Origin of the sequence: Providencia burhodogranariea DSM 19968 (genome assembly GCF_000314855.2) — a bacterium.
GTDB classification, from domain to species: Bacteria; Pseudomonadota; Gammaproteobacteria; order Enterobacterales; family Enterobacteriaceae; genus Providencia; species Providencia burhodogranariea.
Map to the genome: position 1 here is coordinate 1 of NZ_KB233227.1, position 17,618 is coordinate 17,618.

The 17,618-nt window shown below is 38.6% G+C and carries 11 protein-coding genes; 10 read left to right on the forward strand and 1 reads right to left on the reverse strand.

The window, feature by feature from the left end; genetic code table 11:
- The first annotated feature begins 679 nt into the window (after positions 1-679).
- The 7 genes from metA to OOA_RS18645 all read left to right on the forward strand — a co-directional run bounded on the left by metA (position 680) and on the right by OOA_RS18645 (position 10,311).
- Positions 680-1,609 (forward strand): homoserine O-acetyltransferase MetA, encoded by a 930-nt coding sequence (gene metA, locus OOA_RS18615; RefSeq protein ID WP_008913723.1) that lies wholly within the window; start codon positions 680-682, stop codon positions 1,607-1,609.
- A 363-nt stretch (positions 1,610-1,972) separates the two neighbouring features.
- Positions 1,973-3,571 carry a malate synthase A gene (gene aceB, locus OOA_RS18620; protein ID WP_008913724.1) on the forward strand — a complete coding sequence of 533 codons (1,599 nt, stop codon included), beginning with the start codon at positions 1,973-1,975 and terminating at the stop codon, positions 3,569-3,571.
- Positions 3,572-3,692: 121 nt separating this feature from the next.
- Entirely contained in the window at positions 3,693-5,000 is a 1,308-nt protein-coding gene (gene aceA, locus OOA_RS18625; protein WP_008913725.1) for an isocitrate lyase, read from the forward strand.
- 110 nt (positions 5,001-5,110) lie between these two features.
- A complete protein-coding gene (gene aceK, locus OOA_RS18630) occupies positions 5,111-6,841 on the forward strand; it encodes a bifunctional isocitrate dehydrogenase kinase/phosphatase (RefSeq protein ID WP_008913726.1) in 1,731 nt (576 codons plus the stop codon).
- Positions 6,842-7,109: 268 nt separating this feature from the next.
- Positions 7,110-7,976, forward strand: coding sequence for a hypothetical protein (locus OOA_RS19855; RefSeq protein ID WP_148284572.1), 867 nt, complete (start codon positions 7,110-7,112; stop codon positions 7,974-7,976).
- 501 nt (positions 7,977-8,477) lie between these two features.
- Complete coding sequence (locus tag OOA_RS18640; protein WP_008913728.1) at positions 8,478-9,260, forward strand: N-acetylmuramoyl-L-alanine amidase-like domain-containing protein; 783 nt, start codon at positions 8,478-8,480, stop codon at positions 9,258-9,260.
- A gap of 172 nt (positions 9,261-9,432) precedes the next feature.
- Positions 9,433-10,311, forward strand: coding sequence for an N-acetylmuramoyl-L-alanine amidase (locus OOA_RS18645; RefSeq protein WP_008913729.1), 879 nt, complete (start codon positions 9,433-9,435; stop codon positions 10,309-10,311).
- Between the two features lie 194 nt (positions 10,312-10,505).
- Here OOA_RS18645 and iclR read toward each other — a convergent pair whose 3' ends face one another.
- Positions 10,506-11,336, reverse strand: a complete 831-nt coding sequence (iclR, locus tag OOA_RS18650) for a glyoxylate bypass operon transcriptional repressor IclR (protein WP_008913730.1) — start codon at positions 11,334-11,336, stop codon at positions 10,506-10,508.
- Between the two features lie 270 nt (positions 11,337-11,606).
- Here iclR and metH point away from each other — a divergent pair, with 270 nt between their 5' ends.
- The 3 genes from metH (at position 11,607) to OOA_RS18665 (ending at position 17,572) form a co-directional block, all read left to right on the forward strand.
- Positions 11,607-15,299 carry a methionine synthase gene (gene metH, locus OOA_RS18655; RefSeq protein WP_419177173.1) on the forward strand — a complete coding sequence of 1,231 codons (3,693 nt, stop codon included), beginning with the start codon at positions 11,607-11,609 and terminating at the stop codon, positions 15,297-15,299.
- Between the two features lie 53 nt (positions 15,300-15,352).
- The gene (locus OOA_RS18660) at positions 15,353-15,940 is read left to right on the forward strand and encodes a hypothetical protein (protein WP_008913732.1); all 588 of its coding nucleotides are present in this window, start codon (positions 15,353-15,355) and stop codon (positions 15,938-15,940) included.
- A 156-nt stretch (positions 15,941-16,096) separates the two neighbouring features.
- A complete protein-coding gene (locus tag OOA_RS18665) occupies positions 16,097-17,572 on the forward strand; it encodes an SEL1-like repeat protein (protein WP_008913733.1) in 1,476 nt (491 codons plus the stop codon).
- Positions 17,573-17,618: the final 46 nt, after the last annotated feature.

Here is a 17,618-nt window from a genome sequence, read left to right on the forward strand (position 1 = left end):
CTCTTATCTCTTATCCCTTATCCCTTATCCCTTATCCCTCATTCTGACTTATCTTTAATCCGTCATCCTATTTACCCGTGAATATTTAGCGTGTTACTCTGCTCGAACTAACAGCATGAATGGATTATCACGATGTAAACTAGTGAGTAACAGCTCACTTGTTTTGTTTTATCTATCGCGTGAGATTAATACGTTAGAAAAATCAAAACTAGCCCCATACTCAAGCTGAATTGGCGATATAAATGCATCATCATGACTCAAACTAGTGAGTAACAGCTCACTTGTTCAAGCTAACCGTCTCGTAGTTATCGTTTTATTTAATTGAAAAATTTAGTGCTATTAGCTCTCGTTTATCATCATATAAGCAATATTCAGTATCAAAAAAGCAATTAAATTTAGAAACTTTGCTCTTAATATATATCATTCGTTTTATCAGTATTTTATCTTTTTATAATTTATAAATAAGAGTTCTAATATTGATATAATAATGAAATGAATTATAAATGATTTAAAATCAACAAATTATTTTTATTTTGTTATTTAATTTAATAAAGCTTCATGCTAATTACTTGAAATAATTTCAACTAACCTTGAAATGCTCGACAAGAAGAGCAACATCCGATAGATTATTTAGCATTCTAGAAGTCTAAACGTATAAATGTATAAAAGGGGATGAATGATGCCAATTCGTTTACCAGATGAATTGCCTGCGGTAAATTTCTTGCGGGAAGAAAATGTTTTTGTCATGACAACGACAAGAGCTAGCCTTCAGGAGATTCGTCCCTTGAAAGTGTTAATACTTAATTTAATGCCTAAAAAAATTGAGACTGAAAATCAATTTTTGCGTTTGTTATCAAATACTCCACTTCAAGTCGACATTCAATTATTACGAATTGATCAGCGTGAGTCGAAGAATACACCTACAGAGCATTTGAATACTTTTTATTGTGATTTTGAAGATATACAACATCAAAATTTTGATGGGCTGATCGTGACGGGAGCGCCTTTAGGTTTAGTTGAGTTTTGTGATGTCGCCTATTGGCAGCAAATTGAGAAAGTCATTCATTGGGCAAAAGATCACGTCACCTCTACACTCTTTGTTTGCTGGGCTGTACAAGCTGCACTCAAAGTATTGTATGACTTACCTAAATGGACACGTGAAGAAAAATTATCGGGAATATATCAGCATGACACACTTGAACCATTTTCTTTATTAACAAAGGGTTTTGATGGATCTTTCTATGCTCCACATTCTCGTTACGCTGATTTCCCCGAAGAGCTTATTCGTCAACACACTGACTTAGATATTTTAGCAAGTTCAGAAGATGCGGGTGCCTACTTATTTGCTTCAAAAGATAAGCGATTAGCTTTTGTCACAGGTCATCCTGAATATGATGGCGATACACTTTCACAAGAATATTGGCGTGATATTGATGCCGGGATCTCTCCAAAAATACCGTGTAATTATTTCAAAGACAATAATCCGGAAAAGCCTCCCATTGTTAATTGGCGTAGTCATGGACATCTTCTTTTCTCTAATTGGTTAAATTATTATGTGTACCAGATCACACCTTTCGATCTTGCTCATATGCATCCAACATTGGATTAAATAAAGATAGATTGTCCATTAAAGTTTATTTTTTTGAGTCAATTACCTGTGTTGCGTTAATTTCCCAACAATAAATATTGAGTTATAATTTAAATTAAGAATTAAAGCAGCCTAATATAGGCTGCTTTTTTGTTTTTTAATAAAAATTTAGTAATGTGTGTAATCTAATCAACACTTTGATTTAACAAAGATTTAATATTTTCTATAGATAAAAAGGAATTATAAATCATAAATGAATTTAAATTAATACATTATATATCAGTTAATTACGATTGAATTGATATATAATGGAAACTGTTTTTGATTTATTTTTATTTTGGTTTAATCTTAATTCTATCGACAGATATGAATAAGGATTGCACCATGGAGCCGCAGTTATCAGCATCAGTTTTAATATTCACAAATGAAATTAATCAGCAAGATAAGCAGGTCTTAACTGCTGACGTTATCGCTTTTCTTTCTAAATTGGCTGTGAAATTTTCGACTAGAAGAGACGAATTACTGGTTGAACGACTGGGTAAACAGCAAAAAATTGATTCTGGCATATTACCTAATTTTATTTCAGAAAGTGATTCCATTAAAAGTACGGATTGGAAAATCCAAAATATTCCTGAAGATCTGCTTGACCGTCGTGTTGAGATCACAGGACCTGTTGAGCGAAAGATGGTGATCAATGCGCTCAATGCAAATGTAAAAGTATTTATGGCAGATTTTGAAGATTCCCTTTCTCCGTCATGGGATAAATTGATCGATGGGCAAATCAACTTAAGTGATGCTATTCGAGGGGACATTTCATACACCAATGAGAATGGCAAAGTTTACCAACTAAAATCGAATCCGGCTGTACTGATTGCCCGTGTGCGTGGTCTTCATTTAGATGAAAAGCATGTTTTGCTTGATGGGGAACCTATACCCGGTGGATTATTTGATTTTGCACTGTACTTTTTTAATAACTATAAAGCGCTATTAGCGAAAGGTAGCGGTCCTTATTTCTATCTACCAAAACTGGAGTCTTGGCAGGAAGCCAAATGGTGGAGTGATGTCTTTAGTGCTGCAGAAGACAGTGTAGGCTTACCAAGAGGCACGATAAAAGCCACTGTATTGATTGAGACATTACCTGCTGTTTTCCAAATGGATGAAATTTTATATCACATGCGATATCACATTGTCGGGCTTAATTGTGGTCGTTGGGACTATATCTTCAGCTATATCAAAACATTAAAAGAGCATTCGGATAGGGTTTTACCTGATCGTCAAGTGGTGACAATGACTCAATCATTTTTAAGTGCTTATTCACGCCTATTGATTAAAACTTGCCATCGCAGAGGCGCTTTTGCCATGGGTGGAATGTCTGCGTTTATTCCAAGCAAAGACGCAGAGGAAAACAAAGCCATTTTAGCCAAGGTTAAAGCAGATAAAGAGCTAGAAGCACAAAATGGACATGATGGTTCATGGGTTGCTCATCCTGGGCTTGCAGATACGGTCATGGCTGTTTTCGATCAAGCATTTGGCGAACAAAAAAATCAATTACAAGTATCTCGTGAAACGGATGAAGAGATTACGGCACAGCAATTATTACAGCCTTGTGATGGTGAAAGAACAGAATCAGGTATGAGGGCAAATATTCGCATTGCCGTTCAATACATTGAAGCTTGGATCTCAGGAAATGGTTGTGTACCTATTTATGGATTGATGGAAGATGCGGCAACAGCTGAAATATCACGGACTTCTATTTGGCAATGGATTCGGCATGGTAAATCGTTATCGAATGGCGAAAAAGTGACGAAATTGCTCTTTGAAGAGATGCTAGATGAAGAGTTGCAAGTTATCCAAAAAGAACTTGGTGATCAACGATTTCAGAATGGTCGGTTTAGGGAAGCAGCTGATTTAATGAGAAAAATAACAACACAAGATGAGCTAATTGAATTCTTAACTATTCCTGGCTACCAATTAATCAACTAATAAACACCAAAATAACTCAAGTCATATGTAGCGAAATAGAGTTAACGCCTATGTCGCTTCAAATATCGCAGATATAGAATAATATCCGAAATACCCTACCAAAATAATAAGGAATACGAACATGACGACATCACGCGCAGAGCAGATTAACCAATTAGAAAATGAATGGAAAAAAGCACGCTGGAAAGGGATCACGCGTCCTTACAGCGCTGAAGAAGTTGTAAAACTGCGTGGGTCAGTGAATCCCGAGCATACCTTAGCAAGAAAAGGAGCCGAAAGATTGTGGGAGCAACTGCATGGCAGTTCTAAAAAAGGATATGTTAATGCGCTAGGTGCATTAACGGGAGGGCAGGCATTACAGCAAGCTAAAGCTGGTATTGAGGCAATTTACCTTTCCGGTTGGCAGGTGGCTGCGGATGCTAACACAGCTTCGAGTATGTACCCTGATCAATCTCTCTATCCAGTTGATTCGGTGCCTTCGGTCGTGAAAAAAATCAATAACACTTTTCGTCGAGCAGACCAAATTCAATGGGCAAATGGTGTAGGGCCTGAAAACCAAGAGTATATCGATTTCTTTCTCCCTATTGTGGCGGATGCTGAGGCTGGATTTGGTGGAGTACTTAATGCCTTTGAATTAATGAAGGGTATGATTGAAGCGGGTGCTGCCGCAGTTCATTTTGAAGATCAGCTTGCCGCGGTTAAAAAGTGTGGCCATATGGGTGGAAAAGTACTTGTACCAACTCAAGAAGCGATACAAAAACTTGTTGCAGCCCGATTAGCGGCAGATGTATCGGATGTTCCGACCATTTTGATTGCGAGAACTGATGCTGATGCAGCAGATCTCTTAACATCAGATTGCGATCCTTATGATGCAGAGTTTGTGGTTGGAGAAAGAACCCCTGAAGGTTTCTTCCGTACTCATGCTGGAATTGATCAAGCCATCAGTCGTGGATTAGCTTATGCCCCGTACGCAGACTTAGTTTGGTGTGAAACCTCTAAGCCTGACTTAGATGCCGCTCGTCAATTCGCTAAAGCAATCCATGAGCAATACCCTGGAAAATTATTGGCTTATAACTGTTCACCTTCATTTAATTGGCGAAAAAATCTCGATGATGCAACGATTGCGCGCTTCCAAGATGAACTGTCAGCGATGGGATACCGTTTCCAATTTATCACGTTAGCGGGCATTCACAGTATGTGGTTCAACATGTTCGATTTGGCTCATGCTTATGCTCAAGGTGAAGGCATGAAGCATTATGTTGAGAAGGTTCAAGAGCCTGAATTTGCTGCGATAAACAAAGGCTATACCTTCTCTTCGCATCAACAAGAAGTCGGTACTGGCTACTTTGATAAAGTAACAACTGTTATTCAAGGAGGAACATCGTCAGTGACAGCTTTAACTGGTTCGACGGAAGAGGATCAGTTCTAGATTGAGGTAATCTTTTTATTGTGCAACGCATATTTTCTTTTTGTTCATGTGTATCTGTTTTTGTGTTTTGCAGGCACTGTTTTTAGTGCCTTTTTTTATCGGGAGCCATTATGACATTATCGACAGAGCAGATAATTTCTCAGACCATTTTACAAGGCTTCGATGCGCAATACGGGCGCTTCTTAGAAATTACATCAGGTGCGCAAGAAAGATTTGAACGAGCAGATTGGCATGCGATTCAAGATGCAATGAAACAAAGAATACAACTTTATGACCATCACGTGGGGCTAGTTGTTGCTCAACTACAATTTATGGGGCTTGCCAAGTCATTGACGCCAGATATGCTCTCGAATATCAAACGCGTTTATACCGCGTTACTTCCGAACTATCCACGCTTTGAAATTGCCGAAAGTTTTTTTAATTCCGTTTATTGCCGGGTATTTCAACATCGAGAACTGACGCAGGACAATTTATTTATTTTCACTTCGCAGCCCGCTAGGCGTTTTAGTGATTTACCTAGACCTCTTGCTCGGGAGTATCCAGTGAATAACAATTTATTTAATGTGTTACAGGCAATACTCTGCGCATTACCATTGCGGTTACACTGGAGCTCTCTGACTCTAGATGTACAATACATTGTGGATACATTAGAAGAAAGGTTTCCAAATCTTGGTCAAGAAAAAGTCTGTTTACATATAGTGAATGAACTATTTTATCGAAATAAGGCAGCTTGGCTCGTTGGTAAGTTGATGGTCAATGATGAAGCTTATCCATTTTTACTACCAATACATCATGATATACAAGGTGAAATCTATGTTGATACTTGCTTAACAGGGTTTGATGAAGCAAGTATTGTTTTTGGTTTTGCTCGTTCGTATTTTATGGTTTATGCCCCTTTTCCAGCTGCATTAGTTTTTTGGTTACGGGATATTTTACCCAGTAAATCGATTGCAGAGCTGTATATGGCAATAGGATGTCAAAAGCATGGTAAAACTGAGTATTATCGTGAGTATCTGGCTTTTATTAATTTTTCACGTGAGCAATTTACTATCGCGCCAGGTGTTAAAGGCTTGGTGATGCTAGTATTTACCTCCCCTTCATTTGATCGTGTTTTTAAACTGATTAAAGATAAATTTGCGCCACAAAAAGAAGTGACAAGGGAGCGGGTGCAGGAGTGCTATCGATTAGTTAAAGAGCACGATAGAGTGGGGCGTATGGCCGATACTCAAGAATTTGAAAATTTTATTATTGATAAGCGTTATCTCAGTGATGAGTTGATGGAAGAATTATTAAAAGAAACACCGTCTCTGATTGAAGATTTAGGTGATAAAATATTAATTCGTCATTTATATATGGAAAGAAAGATGACACCGCTAAATATCTATATGGATCATGCTGACGAGACCCAGCTTCAGCATGTTATCGATGAGTATGGCCAAGCGATCAAACAGCTCGCGGCTGCCAATGTTTTTCCCGGTGACATGCTGTTTAAAAATTTTGGTGTGACACGTCATGGTCGTGTTGTTTTTTATGATTATGATGAAATTTGTTATATGACTGAAGTGAACTTTCGCTGCATTCCTGAGGCTATGTATCCTGAGCAAGAGTTATCAGCAGAACCTTGGTATAGCATTGGAGAACATGATGTTTTTCCAGAAGAATTTGCCCAATTTTTATGTCAGGATCCAAAAATACGAGTTTACTTACAGGAACGACACAGTAATTTATTTAGTGCGAAGTATTGGCAAGGCTTGCAAGATAGAATTCGCAGTGGTCATATCGAAGATGTTTATGCTTATCGTGAAGAACTACGTTTTTGTCGGCGTTTAGCTCACAAATAAACGAAATTTTAATTGTTCGTATTTAAAGTTCATAAAGCAAGTTGTGGATTTTATTCTATACATTTCGAAGCAAATTATTATATCTAATATAAATTAGTACATGAGATTAACATTGAATGAAAATAATAAAAGGAGAACATGAAAATCGAATTATTCAGAGTAAATATGACTGTTTTCAACAAATATTTGGTATGAAATTCAAAGACTATCATTAAAGTCATAATAGATAATGATTTTATTGAAATTTAATATTCGGTTAGAAAATAAAATGAAAATAAATTATACTAAATCTTATTGTGCTAATGAAAGAATGATAAATTTTACAGCGAAAGATGATTATATAAAATATCATGGTAGGTTTGAAGGTGAGTTAGTTAAAGTTTCAGAGAAAACAATTAATAATTTATTCTATGCTAGAAAAATAATAAAAAAAACACAGGATTTATTAAGGTTTGGTGCAGGAAATCAACATTGCGATATCATAAATACTAAAGGTGAAAGTTTTTTAAGGGCAAATTATGCCATGGCAAAGCATTGTGATTCTATTATTAGTCATGCAAAAATGTGTATTCAAACTCAAGCCGCTAATTGTTCTGGGCATGCGGATGTTGCATATTCCCTTATGGATAAAAACAAGGTTAATTTACCTATTGGTAGGGCGACATCAGATGTTGATGACCACGCTTTTGTGGTAATAGGAGACCTTAGAGATCCTACACATGAAATCGTTGTCGTTGATGCTTGGCCCAGTCTTGCCACACCCTTTATGTTAAAAAACGCAGATAAAACAATAATTAATGATAACCCGACAATAAAAGAGTGGCAAAGTGATGATTCACAGCCTCTTGTGTGTGATTCGGTTAAAACTATTCCATTAAATACCATCGAGCATTTTTTTAAACGGTTGGGTGTTCCTTCTGTAGGCGCAAAATTATGCGAGTATTTAATAGCGAATGATAAAGATCAGAAGTATGCCTATGATCGGCTAACCTCGATAAAAAACCCGAAGACTAATTACCTATCAGAAACAACATCAAGTAAAGTTGATGCAGATGAAATTAAAGAAACTATTTATCAATCTAAGATGTCAGGATATATGAAATCATTAAAATTGATAAGTAAAAATAGTGAATAATTTTTTGATAGAAGATTTTTATTGTTATTTTAGTATCAATAAAACCTGTGGAAAGAGAGTGTTAGTATTGGGTGTAATAATGGAATTTAATTAAATGTAATTCAAATGAAGATAGGTTTTTTAAATTAATTAAATCAAAGGAGTTGAGGAGTTAACTATCACACAATTAATTATTCTCTTATATAGCTTAACCGAACATAGAGAACTCATTCTTTGATTAAGAGTACGTACTGAAGGTATATAGTTAACTAATTTACTGAATATAATTAAAGAAATGCGAGTTGAAATAAATGATATTACTCATTTGAGATGATAGTTTTGACTCGAGTAAAATTACCAATATCCAAAGATTAAGGATTCCTCAAATTAAGATAATGATTATTGTCTTTAAATTAATAAAATTGTCTTATCGTAAGTTATCTTTTCACTGTGCATCTCGTCGCGATTGTCTGTAAAATAACCTAAAAAGGTTAATAAACACGAATGGCAGGAACTCATTTTATGCTGAAACGGATTATTGCGGTGACTCTCCTTTTTACTACTTATCTTTCTGATGCCGAAACAGTATTAACATCAGGGTCAATATCGATATTGACGGATATTCAGCTTCATATAAAAGAGTTAGATTCTGAACAGCGTGTTAAGTTGATTACAGAGAAATTTTTAGGTACGCCTTATAACGATAACACACTAAATTCGATAGCATTCGCTCAAGAAAATCTGGTTGTGAATTTAAAATCGATGGATTGCATGACGTTTATTGAATATACGGAAGCCTTAAAACGATCGGATAACTATGATGACTTTATTAACAATCTAAAGGCAATTCGTTATTCAGAAGAAAACATATCATATGCTAATCGGCGACATTTTTTTACGGATTGGTTGCAGCACATGGACGGCACTATTGTCGATGTAACTCAGGTAATTAGTGCTAATTCAGTTCAAGTAAACAAAAATCTTAATCTAAAAACTGATGGCCAGCGATTAATTAAACAGCTACCAGTGACAAAACGAATTATTCGCTATATTCCAACAGAAGATATTGATCAATCGGTGTTTAATGCTATACAAACTGGTGATTATATTGGTATTTATTCGAATAAAGCTGAATTAGATGTGAGCCATGTCGGTATTGCTATCCGCCAAGATGGAAAATTATATCTGAGAAATGCCTCATCCTTAAAACGTCATTTTAAAGTCAGTGATACTGAACTTAATCGCTATTTACAAGGAAAAACAGGCATAATAGTACTAAGGTCTTATTATGATAAACCTAACTGATAAGATGGTATTGTTTTCCAAGCTGATTTATTGGTAGCTATGATAAACCTGTATTCGCATCACTATTTTATCATTGTTCTCTGGAGCGTTTTGTTTATCGTCTGCATCCATCTTATTTCGTGTTACTGCGCTTATCTTGGGTACGAATTTCTAGGGTATAAAAGGATTTTTGATGATACGTAACTTATTTATTTTATTCTGCTTTTTTGTATCTGGCTGCTCAACACTTTCTTCGCAGCAAGGCTATTATCTTGATAAAAGCCACCCATCGCAAAATGTCAGTGAAAGAATTCAGTATGTGGTTTTACACTACACTGTATCTGATGATGAATATTCAATTTATTTACTTACTAAACAGAATGTTAGCTCTCATTATTTGATCCTTAGCCAACCTGCACAAAAAAATAACCAACCTGTTGTACTACAACTGGTGCCTGAAGAGCTAAAAGCGTGGCATGCAGGGGATAGTCACTGGCGTTACCATAGTGGTCTGAATGATACCTCTATTGGTATTGAAATAGTGAATCCAGGATTTACAGTTGATAAGCAGGGTAATAAAACGTGGGCACCTTTTAACGACACGCAAATCACCGCATTAATCCCTCTCCTGAAAGATATTATGCAGCGCTACGACATTCCAGCTGAAAATATTATTGGTCACAGCGATATCGCACCGTTGCGTAAAGAAGATCCGGGTAGGGTATTTCCTTGGGAAGCATTATCTAAACAAGGAATTGGGGCGTGGCCTGATGCGAAAACGGTAACAAATTACTTATCAGGTCGAGCTGTAGATGAACCAAGCAATGTCTTGTTATTACAAAAAACGCTTAAGTTTTACGGTTATGCAGAAATTCCTCAGACAGGTAAGCTGGATGCTAAAACACAAAAAACCATTAGTGCGTTTCAAATGCATTTTCGTCCCCGCAATATTGATGGATTCGCTGATGCTGAAACTGAGGCGATTGCTTTAGCGTTAATTGATAAGTATCGTGACATGTCACGTTTTTTAAAGCTAAACCTGCTTAAGCCGTATCAATCCAGCAATCAGTGATTGATGGTTATTAAATAATTAACACATCATTAGTCAAATAAGTTAATTGCTCGCCTCAAATTCACGGCTGATTACTGATTGATAAGTATCGTGACATGTCACGTTTTTTAAAGCTAAACCTGCTTAAGCCGTATCAACCCAGCAATCAGTGATTGATGGTTGTTAAATAATTAACACATCATTAGTCAAGAAAGTTAGCGGATCGCCCCATATTCACGGCTGATCTCTTTTGCAGCTTTGATCACCATCGCACCTAATTCGGTGACGCGATCATCAGTGATGCGTGAGAGGGGGCCAGAGATCGAAATCGCAGCAAAAGCTTCTTTGTGTTCATCATAAATACAGGCACCAATACACCTTAACCCTAAAGCGTGCTCTTCATCATCGTAAGAAAATCCCTGTTTTTTAGTTTGTTGAAGATTCTCTTTTAATACGGATGGAGTCGTGAGTGTATGAGGCGTATAGGCGTATAATCCTTTTTTAGTCAGTAATGGAATGAGTTGGTCTTCAGGCAGATTGGCGATAAACGCTTTACCGGCACCAGAGGCGTGCAGTGGTAATTTTCCACCAATTGGAGCAGACATTCGCATTAATGCATTACATTGAACCTGATCGACAATCACTGCATCAAATTCAGTATGGTCAAGGATTGCAAGGTTAACAGTTTCACCAGATTCATCCATTAAACGGCGTAATATTGGGTGAACAAGAGCCAGAAGATTACGGCTTTCTAAGAAACTACTACCAATAATAAATGCATTCGATGCAATTACCCATAAGCCGAGATCGCCAGTTTGGCGCACAAAACCATGTTGCTCGAGAGTCATAAGCAAGCGATGAGTTGTGGAGTTAGGTAACCCTGCTTGTAGAGCGAGATCAGTCAATGCAATCCCACCAGTTGATTCAGAAATATATTCCAAAAGAGTCAGTCCTCGGCTTAATGACTGGACTTGCCCTGCTGCAGGAGCACCACTTGCTGGCCCCTTTGCCTTTTTTATCTTTTTACTAATTGATGCAGTCGCCATTAAATCTCTCCTGACTGGAATGAGTTTTTGTTTCTATTATGAATGATCTCACCCCAAAATACTCATCGGATCAGTCAAAAGTTAGATCTTCAGCAATCTGAGAAACTCTCATCATGAGCTGGAATTCTCCACATTAAAATTGTGGTAGGATGAGAATGACGTTAATTTAACTTAATATACTCGGCATACTTCGAGTTAGATCTTGTCTGCTGCTGATTAGATACAATTCGAAGTATCTTGGGTATAGCGGTTGTTGTTATTTTCTAGGAGATGTTAATAGTGTCCAATAAAATCAGTCAATTAAAACAAGAATTAGCCAAAAGAATCTTAGTACTCGATGGGGCGATGGGTACAATGATCCAACGTCACAAGCTCACCGAAGAGCAATTTCGTGGTGAACGTTTTATTGATTGGCCTAGCGACCTCAAGGGAAACAACGACCTATTAGTCTTAACTCAACCTGAAATTATTCGTGATATTCATGATCAATATTTTGCTGCGGGCGCTGATATTGTTGAGACCAATACCTTTAACTCGACAACTATCGCGATGGCAGACTACAAAATGGAATCTTTATCTGCTGAAATCAATGAAGTTGCAGCGCGTATTGCTCGTGAATGTGCCGATGAATGGACATGTAAAACACCTGAGCAACCTCGCTATGTTGCTGGGGTATTAGGTCCAACTAACCGTACTGCGTCGATCTCCCCAGATGTTAATGATCCGGCGTTTCGCAATGTAAGCTTTGATCAGTTGGTGGATGCTTACCGAGAATCTACACGCGCATTAATCAACGGCGGCGTTGATCTGATCATGATTGAAACTATTTTTGATACTTTAAATGCAAAAGCGGCGATCTTTGCGGTTGAAACTGAATTTGAAGCATTAGGGATCAAACTACCGGTGATGATTTCAGGGACGATCACCGATGCATCAGGCCGTACCTTATCAGGGCAAACGACAGAAGCATTCTATAATTCTTTGCGTCATGCACAGCCGATTGCATTTGGGTTGAATTGTGCATTAGGGCCCGATGAACTACGTCAATATGTCTCAGAATTATCACGGATTGCTGAATGCTACGTTAGTGCACACCCTAATGCAGGTCTACCCAACGCTTTTGGCGAATATGACCTTGATGCAAAAAATATGGCTGAACAGATCCACGAATGGGCGCAAGCTGGCTTTCTCAATATTGTTGGTGGTTGTTGTGGCACAACGCCATTACATATCAAAAAGATGGCTGAAGCTGTCAGAGGTCTTGCACCACGCTCTTTACCTAAACTTCCCGTTGAATGCCGTTTAGCGGGTTTAGAGCCGCTAAATATTGGTAAAAAATCACTGTTTGTGAATGTGGGTGAGCGTACTAACGTCACAGGTTCTGCGAAGTTTAAACGTCTGATTAAAGAAGAAAACTACCAAGCTGCATTGGATATAGCTCGTCAGCAAGTTGAAAATGGCGCGCAGATTATCGACATCAACATGGATGAAGGAATGTTGGACTCTGAAGCGGCTATGGTGCGTTTTCTCAATTTGATCGCTGGTGAGCCTGATATCGCGCGAGTTCCTATTATGATCGACTCCTCTAAGTGGGCGGTGATTGAAAAGGGACTGAAATGTATTCAGGGTAAAGGAATTGTTAACTCGATTTCAATGAAAGAAGGTGAAACCGCCTTTATTGAACATGCAAAACTGGTACGCAGGTATGGCGCCGCAATGGTAGTGATGGCGTTTGATGAAGTGGGGCAAGCCGATACCCGTGAACGTAAAATTGAAATCTGTCTTCGAGCTTATCAGGTACTGACGGAAACCATCGGTTTCCCACCTGAAGATATTATTTTTGACCCAAATATTTTTGCTGTTGCCACAGGAATTGAAGAGCATAACAACTATGCTGTCGATTTCATTGAGGTTTGTCATGACATCAAACAGCAGCTTCCTCATGCAATGATTTCGGGTGGTGTCTCTAACGTATCGTTTTCATTCAGAGGGAATGATCCTGTTCGAGAAGCCATTCATGCAGTATTTCTTTATTATGCGATCCATAATGGGATGGACATGGGGATCGTCAATGCTGGCCAATTAGCGATCTATGATGACCTCCCTGTAGAACTCAAAGATGCTGTTGAAGATGTAATTTTGAATCGCCGCGACGATAGTACCGAACGTTTATTGGATCTAGCCGAAAAATATCGAGCAACCAGCGGCGGAGAGCAGCAAGTTCAGCAGGCTGAATGGCGCTCATGGGAAGTTGAAAAACGTTTAGAATATGCGCTTGTCAAAGGAATTACCGAGTTTATCGTAGAAGATACTGAAGAAGCGCGTGAACGTGCAGCAAGCCCTATTGAAGTGATTGAAGGGCCACTCATGAATGGTATGAATGTGGTTGGTGATCTATTTGGCGAAGGCAAAATGTTCCTGCCACAAGTCGTTAAATCAGCGCGTGTTATGAAGCAAGCTGTTGCTTACTTAGAACCTTATATTCAAGAGCTTAAACAGTCAGGAAGCAGTGCCGGTAAAATTTTATTAGCAACAGTGAAAGGCGACGTTCACGACATCGGCAAAAATATTGTTGGTGTTGTTTTACAGTGCAACAATTATGAAATTATTGATTTAGGTGTCATGGTGCCATGTGAAACTATACTGAAAACAGCCCGTGAAAAAAATGTCGACATTATCGGGCTATCAGGCCTGATTACGCCATCACTGGATGAAATGGTTCACGTTGCCAAAGAGATGGAACGCCAAGGCTTCACACTGCCATTGATGATAGGTGGGGCTACTACATCAAAAGCGCATACTGCGGTAAAAATCGAACCAAATTATAGCCACTCGGTAACTTATGTACAAAATGCCTCGCGGACTGTTGGTGTGGTGTCGGCATTACTATCATCAGCACAAAAAGAAGAGTTTATTGCGCGGACGCGTCGTGAATATGTCACTGTGCGCGACCAATATGCACGTAGAAAGCCAAAAACACCACCAGTAACACTTGAAGTCGCTAGAACAAATGCGGTGAAAATTGATTGGCAAACTTATCAACCACCTGTCCCTAACTTCTTAGGCGTTAAAGAAGTCACAGCCCCCATTGATACACTTCGTCACTATATCGATTGGACGCCATTCTTTATGACATGGTCTCTAGCGGGCAAATACCCTCGAATTTTAGAAGATGAAGTGGTGGGAGAAGAAGCGCGTAGATTATTGCGTGACGCCAATGAAATGTTGGATATGTTAGCCAAGAACCAATCTCTAACACCAAGAGGGATCTTTGGATTATTTCCTGCGAGTAGGGTGGGTGATGATGTTGAGATATATACCTCATCAGCTCGTGATACTGTGCAGGCTGTCGCACTAAATCTTCGTCAACAAACTGAGAAAAAAGAGTTTCCTAACTACTGCTTATCTGATTTCGTGGCGCCAAAAGAAAGTGGCCAACAAGATTATATCGGGGCATTTGCAGTGACGGGAGGCTTAGAGGAAGATGCACTTGCTAACGAATATGAACTTGCTCACGATGATTACAATAAAATCATGTTAAAAGCCTTGGCAGATAGGCTTGCTGAAGCCTTTGCTGAATATCTTCATGAACAAGTGAGAAAAGAGTATTGGGGCTATGCTGCTGCTGAAGATTTACCAAATGAAGAACTTATTCGTGAAAACTATCAAGGTATTCGCCCCGCACCGGGTTATCCAGCTTGCCCTGAGCATACTGAAAAAGCCAAGATTTGGCAGTTGTTGGATGTCGAAAATACAATTGGAATGCAATTAACTAGCTCTTACGCAATGTGGCCGGGAGCATCAGTATCTGGTTGGTACTTTAGTCATCCAGAGAGTAAATATTTTGCTGTTGCTCAATTACAACGTGATCAGATTGAAGACTATTCACAGCGTAAAGGAATGCCAGTAAGCGAACTTGAGCGTTGGTTAGCGCCTAACTTAGGTTATGATCCTGAGGATTGATTTTTTGTGTATTCGGCACCATCTTATAGGTAGGACATTAAAGAGGCTGAGCGATGAGCTACGAATTTATTATTGCAGATAATTTACCGACCACGACGGTCTATCCTTATAAAATTAAAAACAGTGCTGCACCTGCGACTTTTTTCATGAATGAAGATTTGGTCAGTGCCATGATGAGTATTTTACAAATTATGGACAAACTCGATACCGAAGACATGTTAGATGACCACTGTTTTAACCAAATTTGGCTAAGAAGCGAATTAACTCCTGCCCGCGCAGAAGAGATTTATCTCTATTTAGAAGACTCAGAAGCCATTGATCCTATTCCTTCTCAAGAGGAAATTGATGCTTTTTATCAGGCTCAACGCGATGAAGATAAGCTCTTAGCAAAAGAAAGTGCAAAGGAAGGGATGGTTCCAGTCCATAAATTTGCGACCAATGATGGTTGGTTAGTTACAACGAAAGAGTGTGATCTGATAGCGGAAGTGTTTTCTCCTGAATTAGTGGGTGAAAATTACTTTGTGGTTTCGCAAATAGCGATCTTATGCAAAGTTAGCCATCAAGCTCTTGAATCTACGCTGGTGGAGTGGGGCAAATTTAATTTATTTGCTAGTAAACATGGCGGTTATCGCGTCAATTAACGTTATTAATTCAAGTCGACCACGTCAGGCGGTGTAGCCGCCTGAATCTTCGAGCTTTATTATACTATTCTTCCTTCATTTTCGTTGTTGATCTCTTATGCTTTTCCATTAGGAGTGTTATGTTATATACATAATGCAGGTGAATGGACTGAACTGATGAATTTAAGACCTTTAATACTATTGCTTTGCTTAGGCAGCTTGCCATCTGTGCAAGCTGAGCCAACAGAAATGTTGTCTGTAAAAGATAAGCAGCAGCCACCACCAGCTTCGTCCATAACACCACAAAACAACCTTCCCAGCGATTTTACAAATAGACTTAAAGAAGCTAAATCTGGTGATATTGATGCCATGATTGATATTGGTATTGCCTATATGAATGGGACGGACTATTTACCTGTAGATGAGAAACTTGCGTTTTTTTGGTTTAAAAAAGCTTCTGATCTCAATAATGTCGATGGTGATTACTATTTAGGTTTACTCGCTCAAAATCAGCAGCAATATGCTGAAGCAGCACGCTGGTATCGCAAAGGCGCAGAAAAAGGTGATTCATACAGCCAATACGGTTTAGGGTTTCTGTATGAACGAGGCCTAGGGGTAAAACAAGACTATAAGCAAGCTAAAGCATGGTATGCGGAGTCCGCTGAGCAAGGGCTTCCGTATGGTCAATTTGCATTAGGCATGTTCTACAATGATGGATTAGGTGGTGATGTTGATTATCAAAAAGCACTGGAGTGGTATGAAGAAAGTGCACATCAAGGGGTTGCCTCCGCCGTCAATAACTTAGCCGTGTTGTATGAAAATGGACAAGGAGTTGGACAGGATCAAGAAAGAGCGATTAATTTATATCGTCAAGCCGCCAATATGGGTTCTGCAACCGCACAAAATAATATGGGCGATTTCTATTATAACGGTCATCAATTCATAGAACAAAATGATTACCAAGCTATTTATTGGTATAAGCGCTCTGCTTTACAAGGTAACTCCGATGCCCAATTTGGGCTTGCTCGCGGCTATGAATTAGGTGAAGGAATAGGGAAAGATCTGAATGCTGCATTCGAATGGTATCAACAAGCAGCCGAAAATGGTTCTGCTGATGCGGGCATGAAAGTCGCTGATTTTTATGAAAAAGGCGTCGGAGATATCAAAGCTGATCACAACAAAGCGATTGAATGGTATCTGAGTATGGCTGAACAAGATGTCACTCAAGCCCAGCTTAAACTCGCTGAAATGTATCTAGCTGGTGACTTAAAACAGGTAGACAGCAAAAAATTAGTTAGTTGGCTACAAGTATTAGAGCAAAGTGATCCCCAATCAAAAAATCAGTTGGCCATTTTTTATTTAACGGGGATAGGAGTAGAACAAAATCCCCGGAAAGCTCGGGAACTTCTTCAGCAATCGGCGATTAAAGATATCAGTGATGCACAAAATAACCTTGCGGTGATGTATGCCAAAGGTATTGGTGGAGATAAAAATATTTTCCGTGCAATGATGTGGTTCGAACGCGCGGCTAAATTAGATAATGCAACGGCGGTGGCTAACTTAAAATTATTGCAAGAAAATAAAAACGTGACGGCGGAGATGCTGAAATATACCGAGAGTGTACAGGCTTTTATGGATACTGATCATCCTTGATAGGTCAATGACTCTTCATTGCTTTGCTCGTTTGCCACAAAATTGT

Excerpts from the sequence above, each read along its gene's own strand:
- OOA_RS18660 (WP_008913732.1), top strand. The coding sequence starts at position 15,353 with ATGAGCTACGAATTTATTATTGCAGATAATTTACCGACCACGACGGTC.
- aceB (WP_008913724.1), top strand. The coding sequence starts at position 1,973 with ATGGAGCCGCAGTTATCAGCATCAGTTTTAATATTCACAAATGAAATT.
- OOA_RS18645 (WP_008913729.1), top strand. The coding sequence starts at position 9,433 with ATGATACGTAACTTATTTATTTTATTCTGCTTTTTTGTATCTGGCTGC.
- OOA_RS18640 (WP_008913728.1), top strand. The coding sequence starts at position 8,478 with ATGCTGAAACGGATTATTGCGGTGACTCTCCTTTTTACTACTTATCTT.
- iclR (WP_008913730.1), bottom strand. The coding sequence starts at position 11,336 with ATGGCGACTGCATCAATTAGTAAAAAGATAAAAAAGGCAAAGGGGCCA.
- OOA_RS19855 (WP_148284572.1), top strand. The coding sequence starts at position 7,110 with ATGAAAATAAATTATACTAAATCTTATTGTGCTAATGAAAGAATGATA.
- metA (WP_008913723.1), top strand. The coding sequence starts at position 680 with ATGCCAATTCGTTTACCAGATGAATTGCCTGCGGTAAATTTCTTGCGG.
- aceK (WP_008913726.1), top strand. The coding sequence starts at position 5,111 with ATGACATTATCGACAGAGCAGATAATTTCTCAGACCATTTTACAAGGC.
- metH (WP_419177173.1), top strand. The coding sequence starts at position 11,607 with ATGTTAATAGTGTCCAATAAAATCAGTCAATTAAAACAAGAATTAGCC.
- OOA_RS18665 (WP_008913733.1), top strand. The coding sequence starts at position 16,097 with ATGAATTTAAGACCTTTAATACTATTGCTTTGCTTAGGCAGCTTGCCA.
- aceA (WP_008913725.1), top strand. The coding sequence starts at position 3,693 with ATGACGACATCACGCGCAGAGCAGATTAACCAATTAGAAAATGAATGG.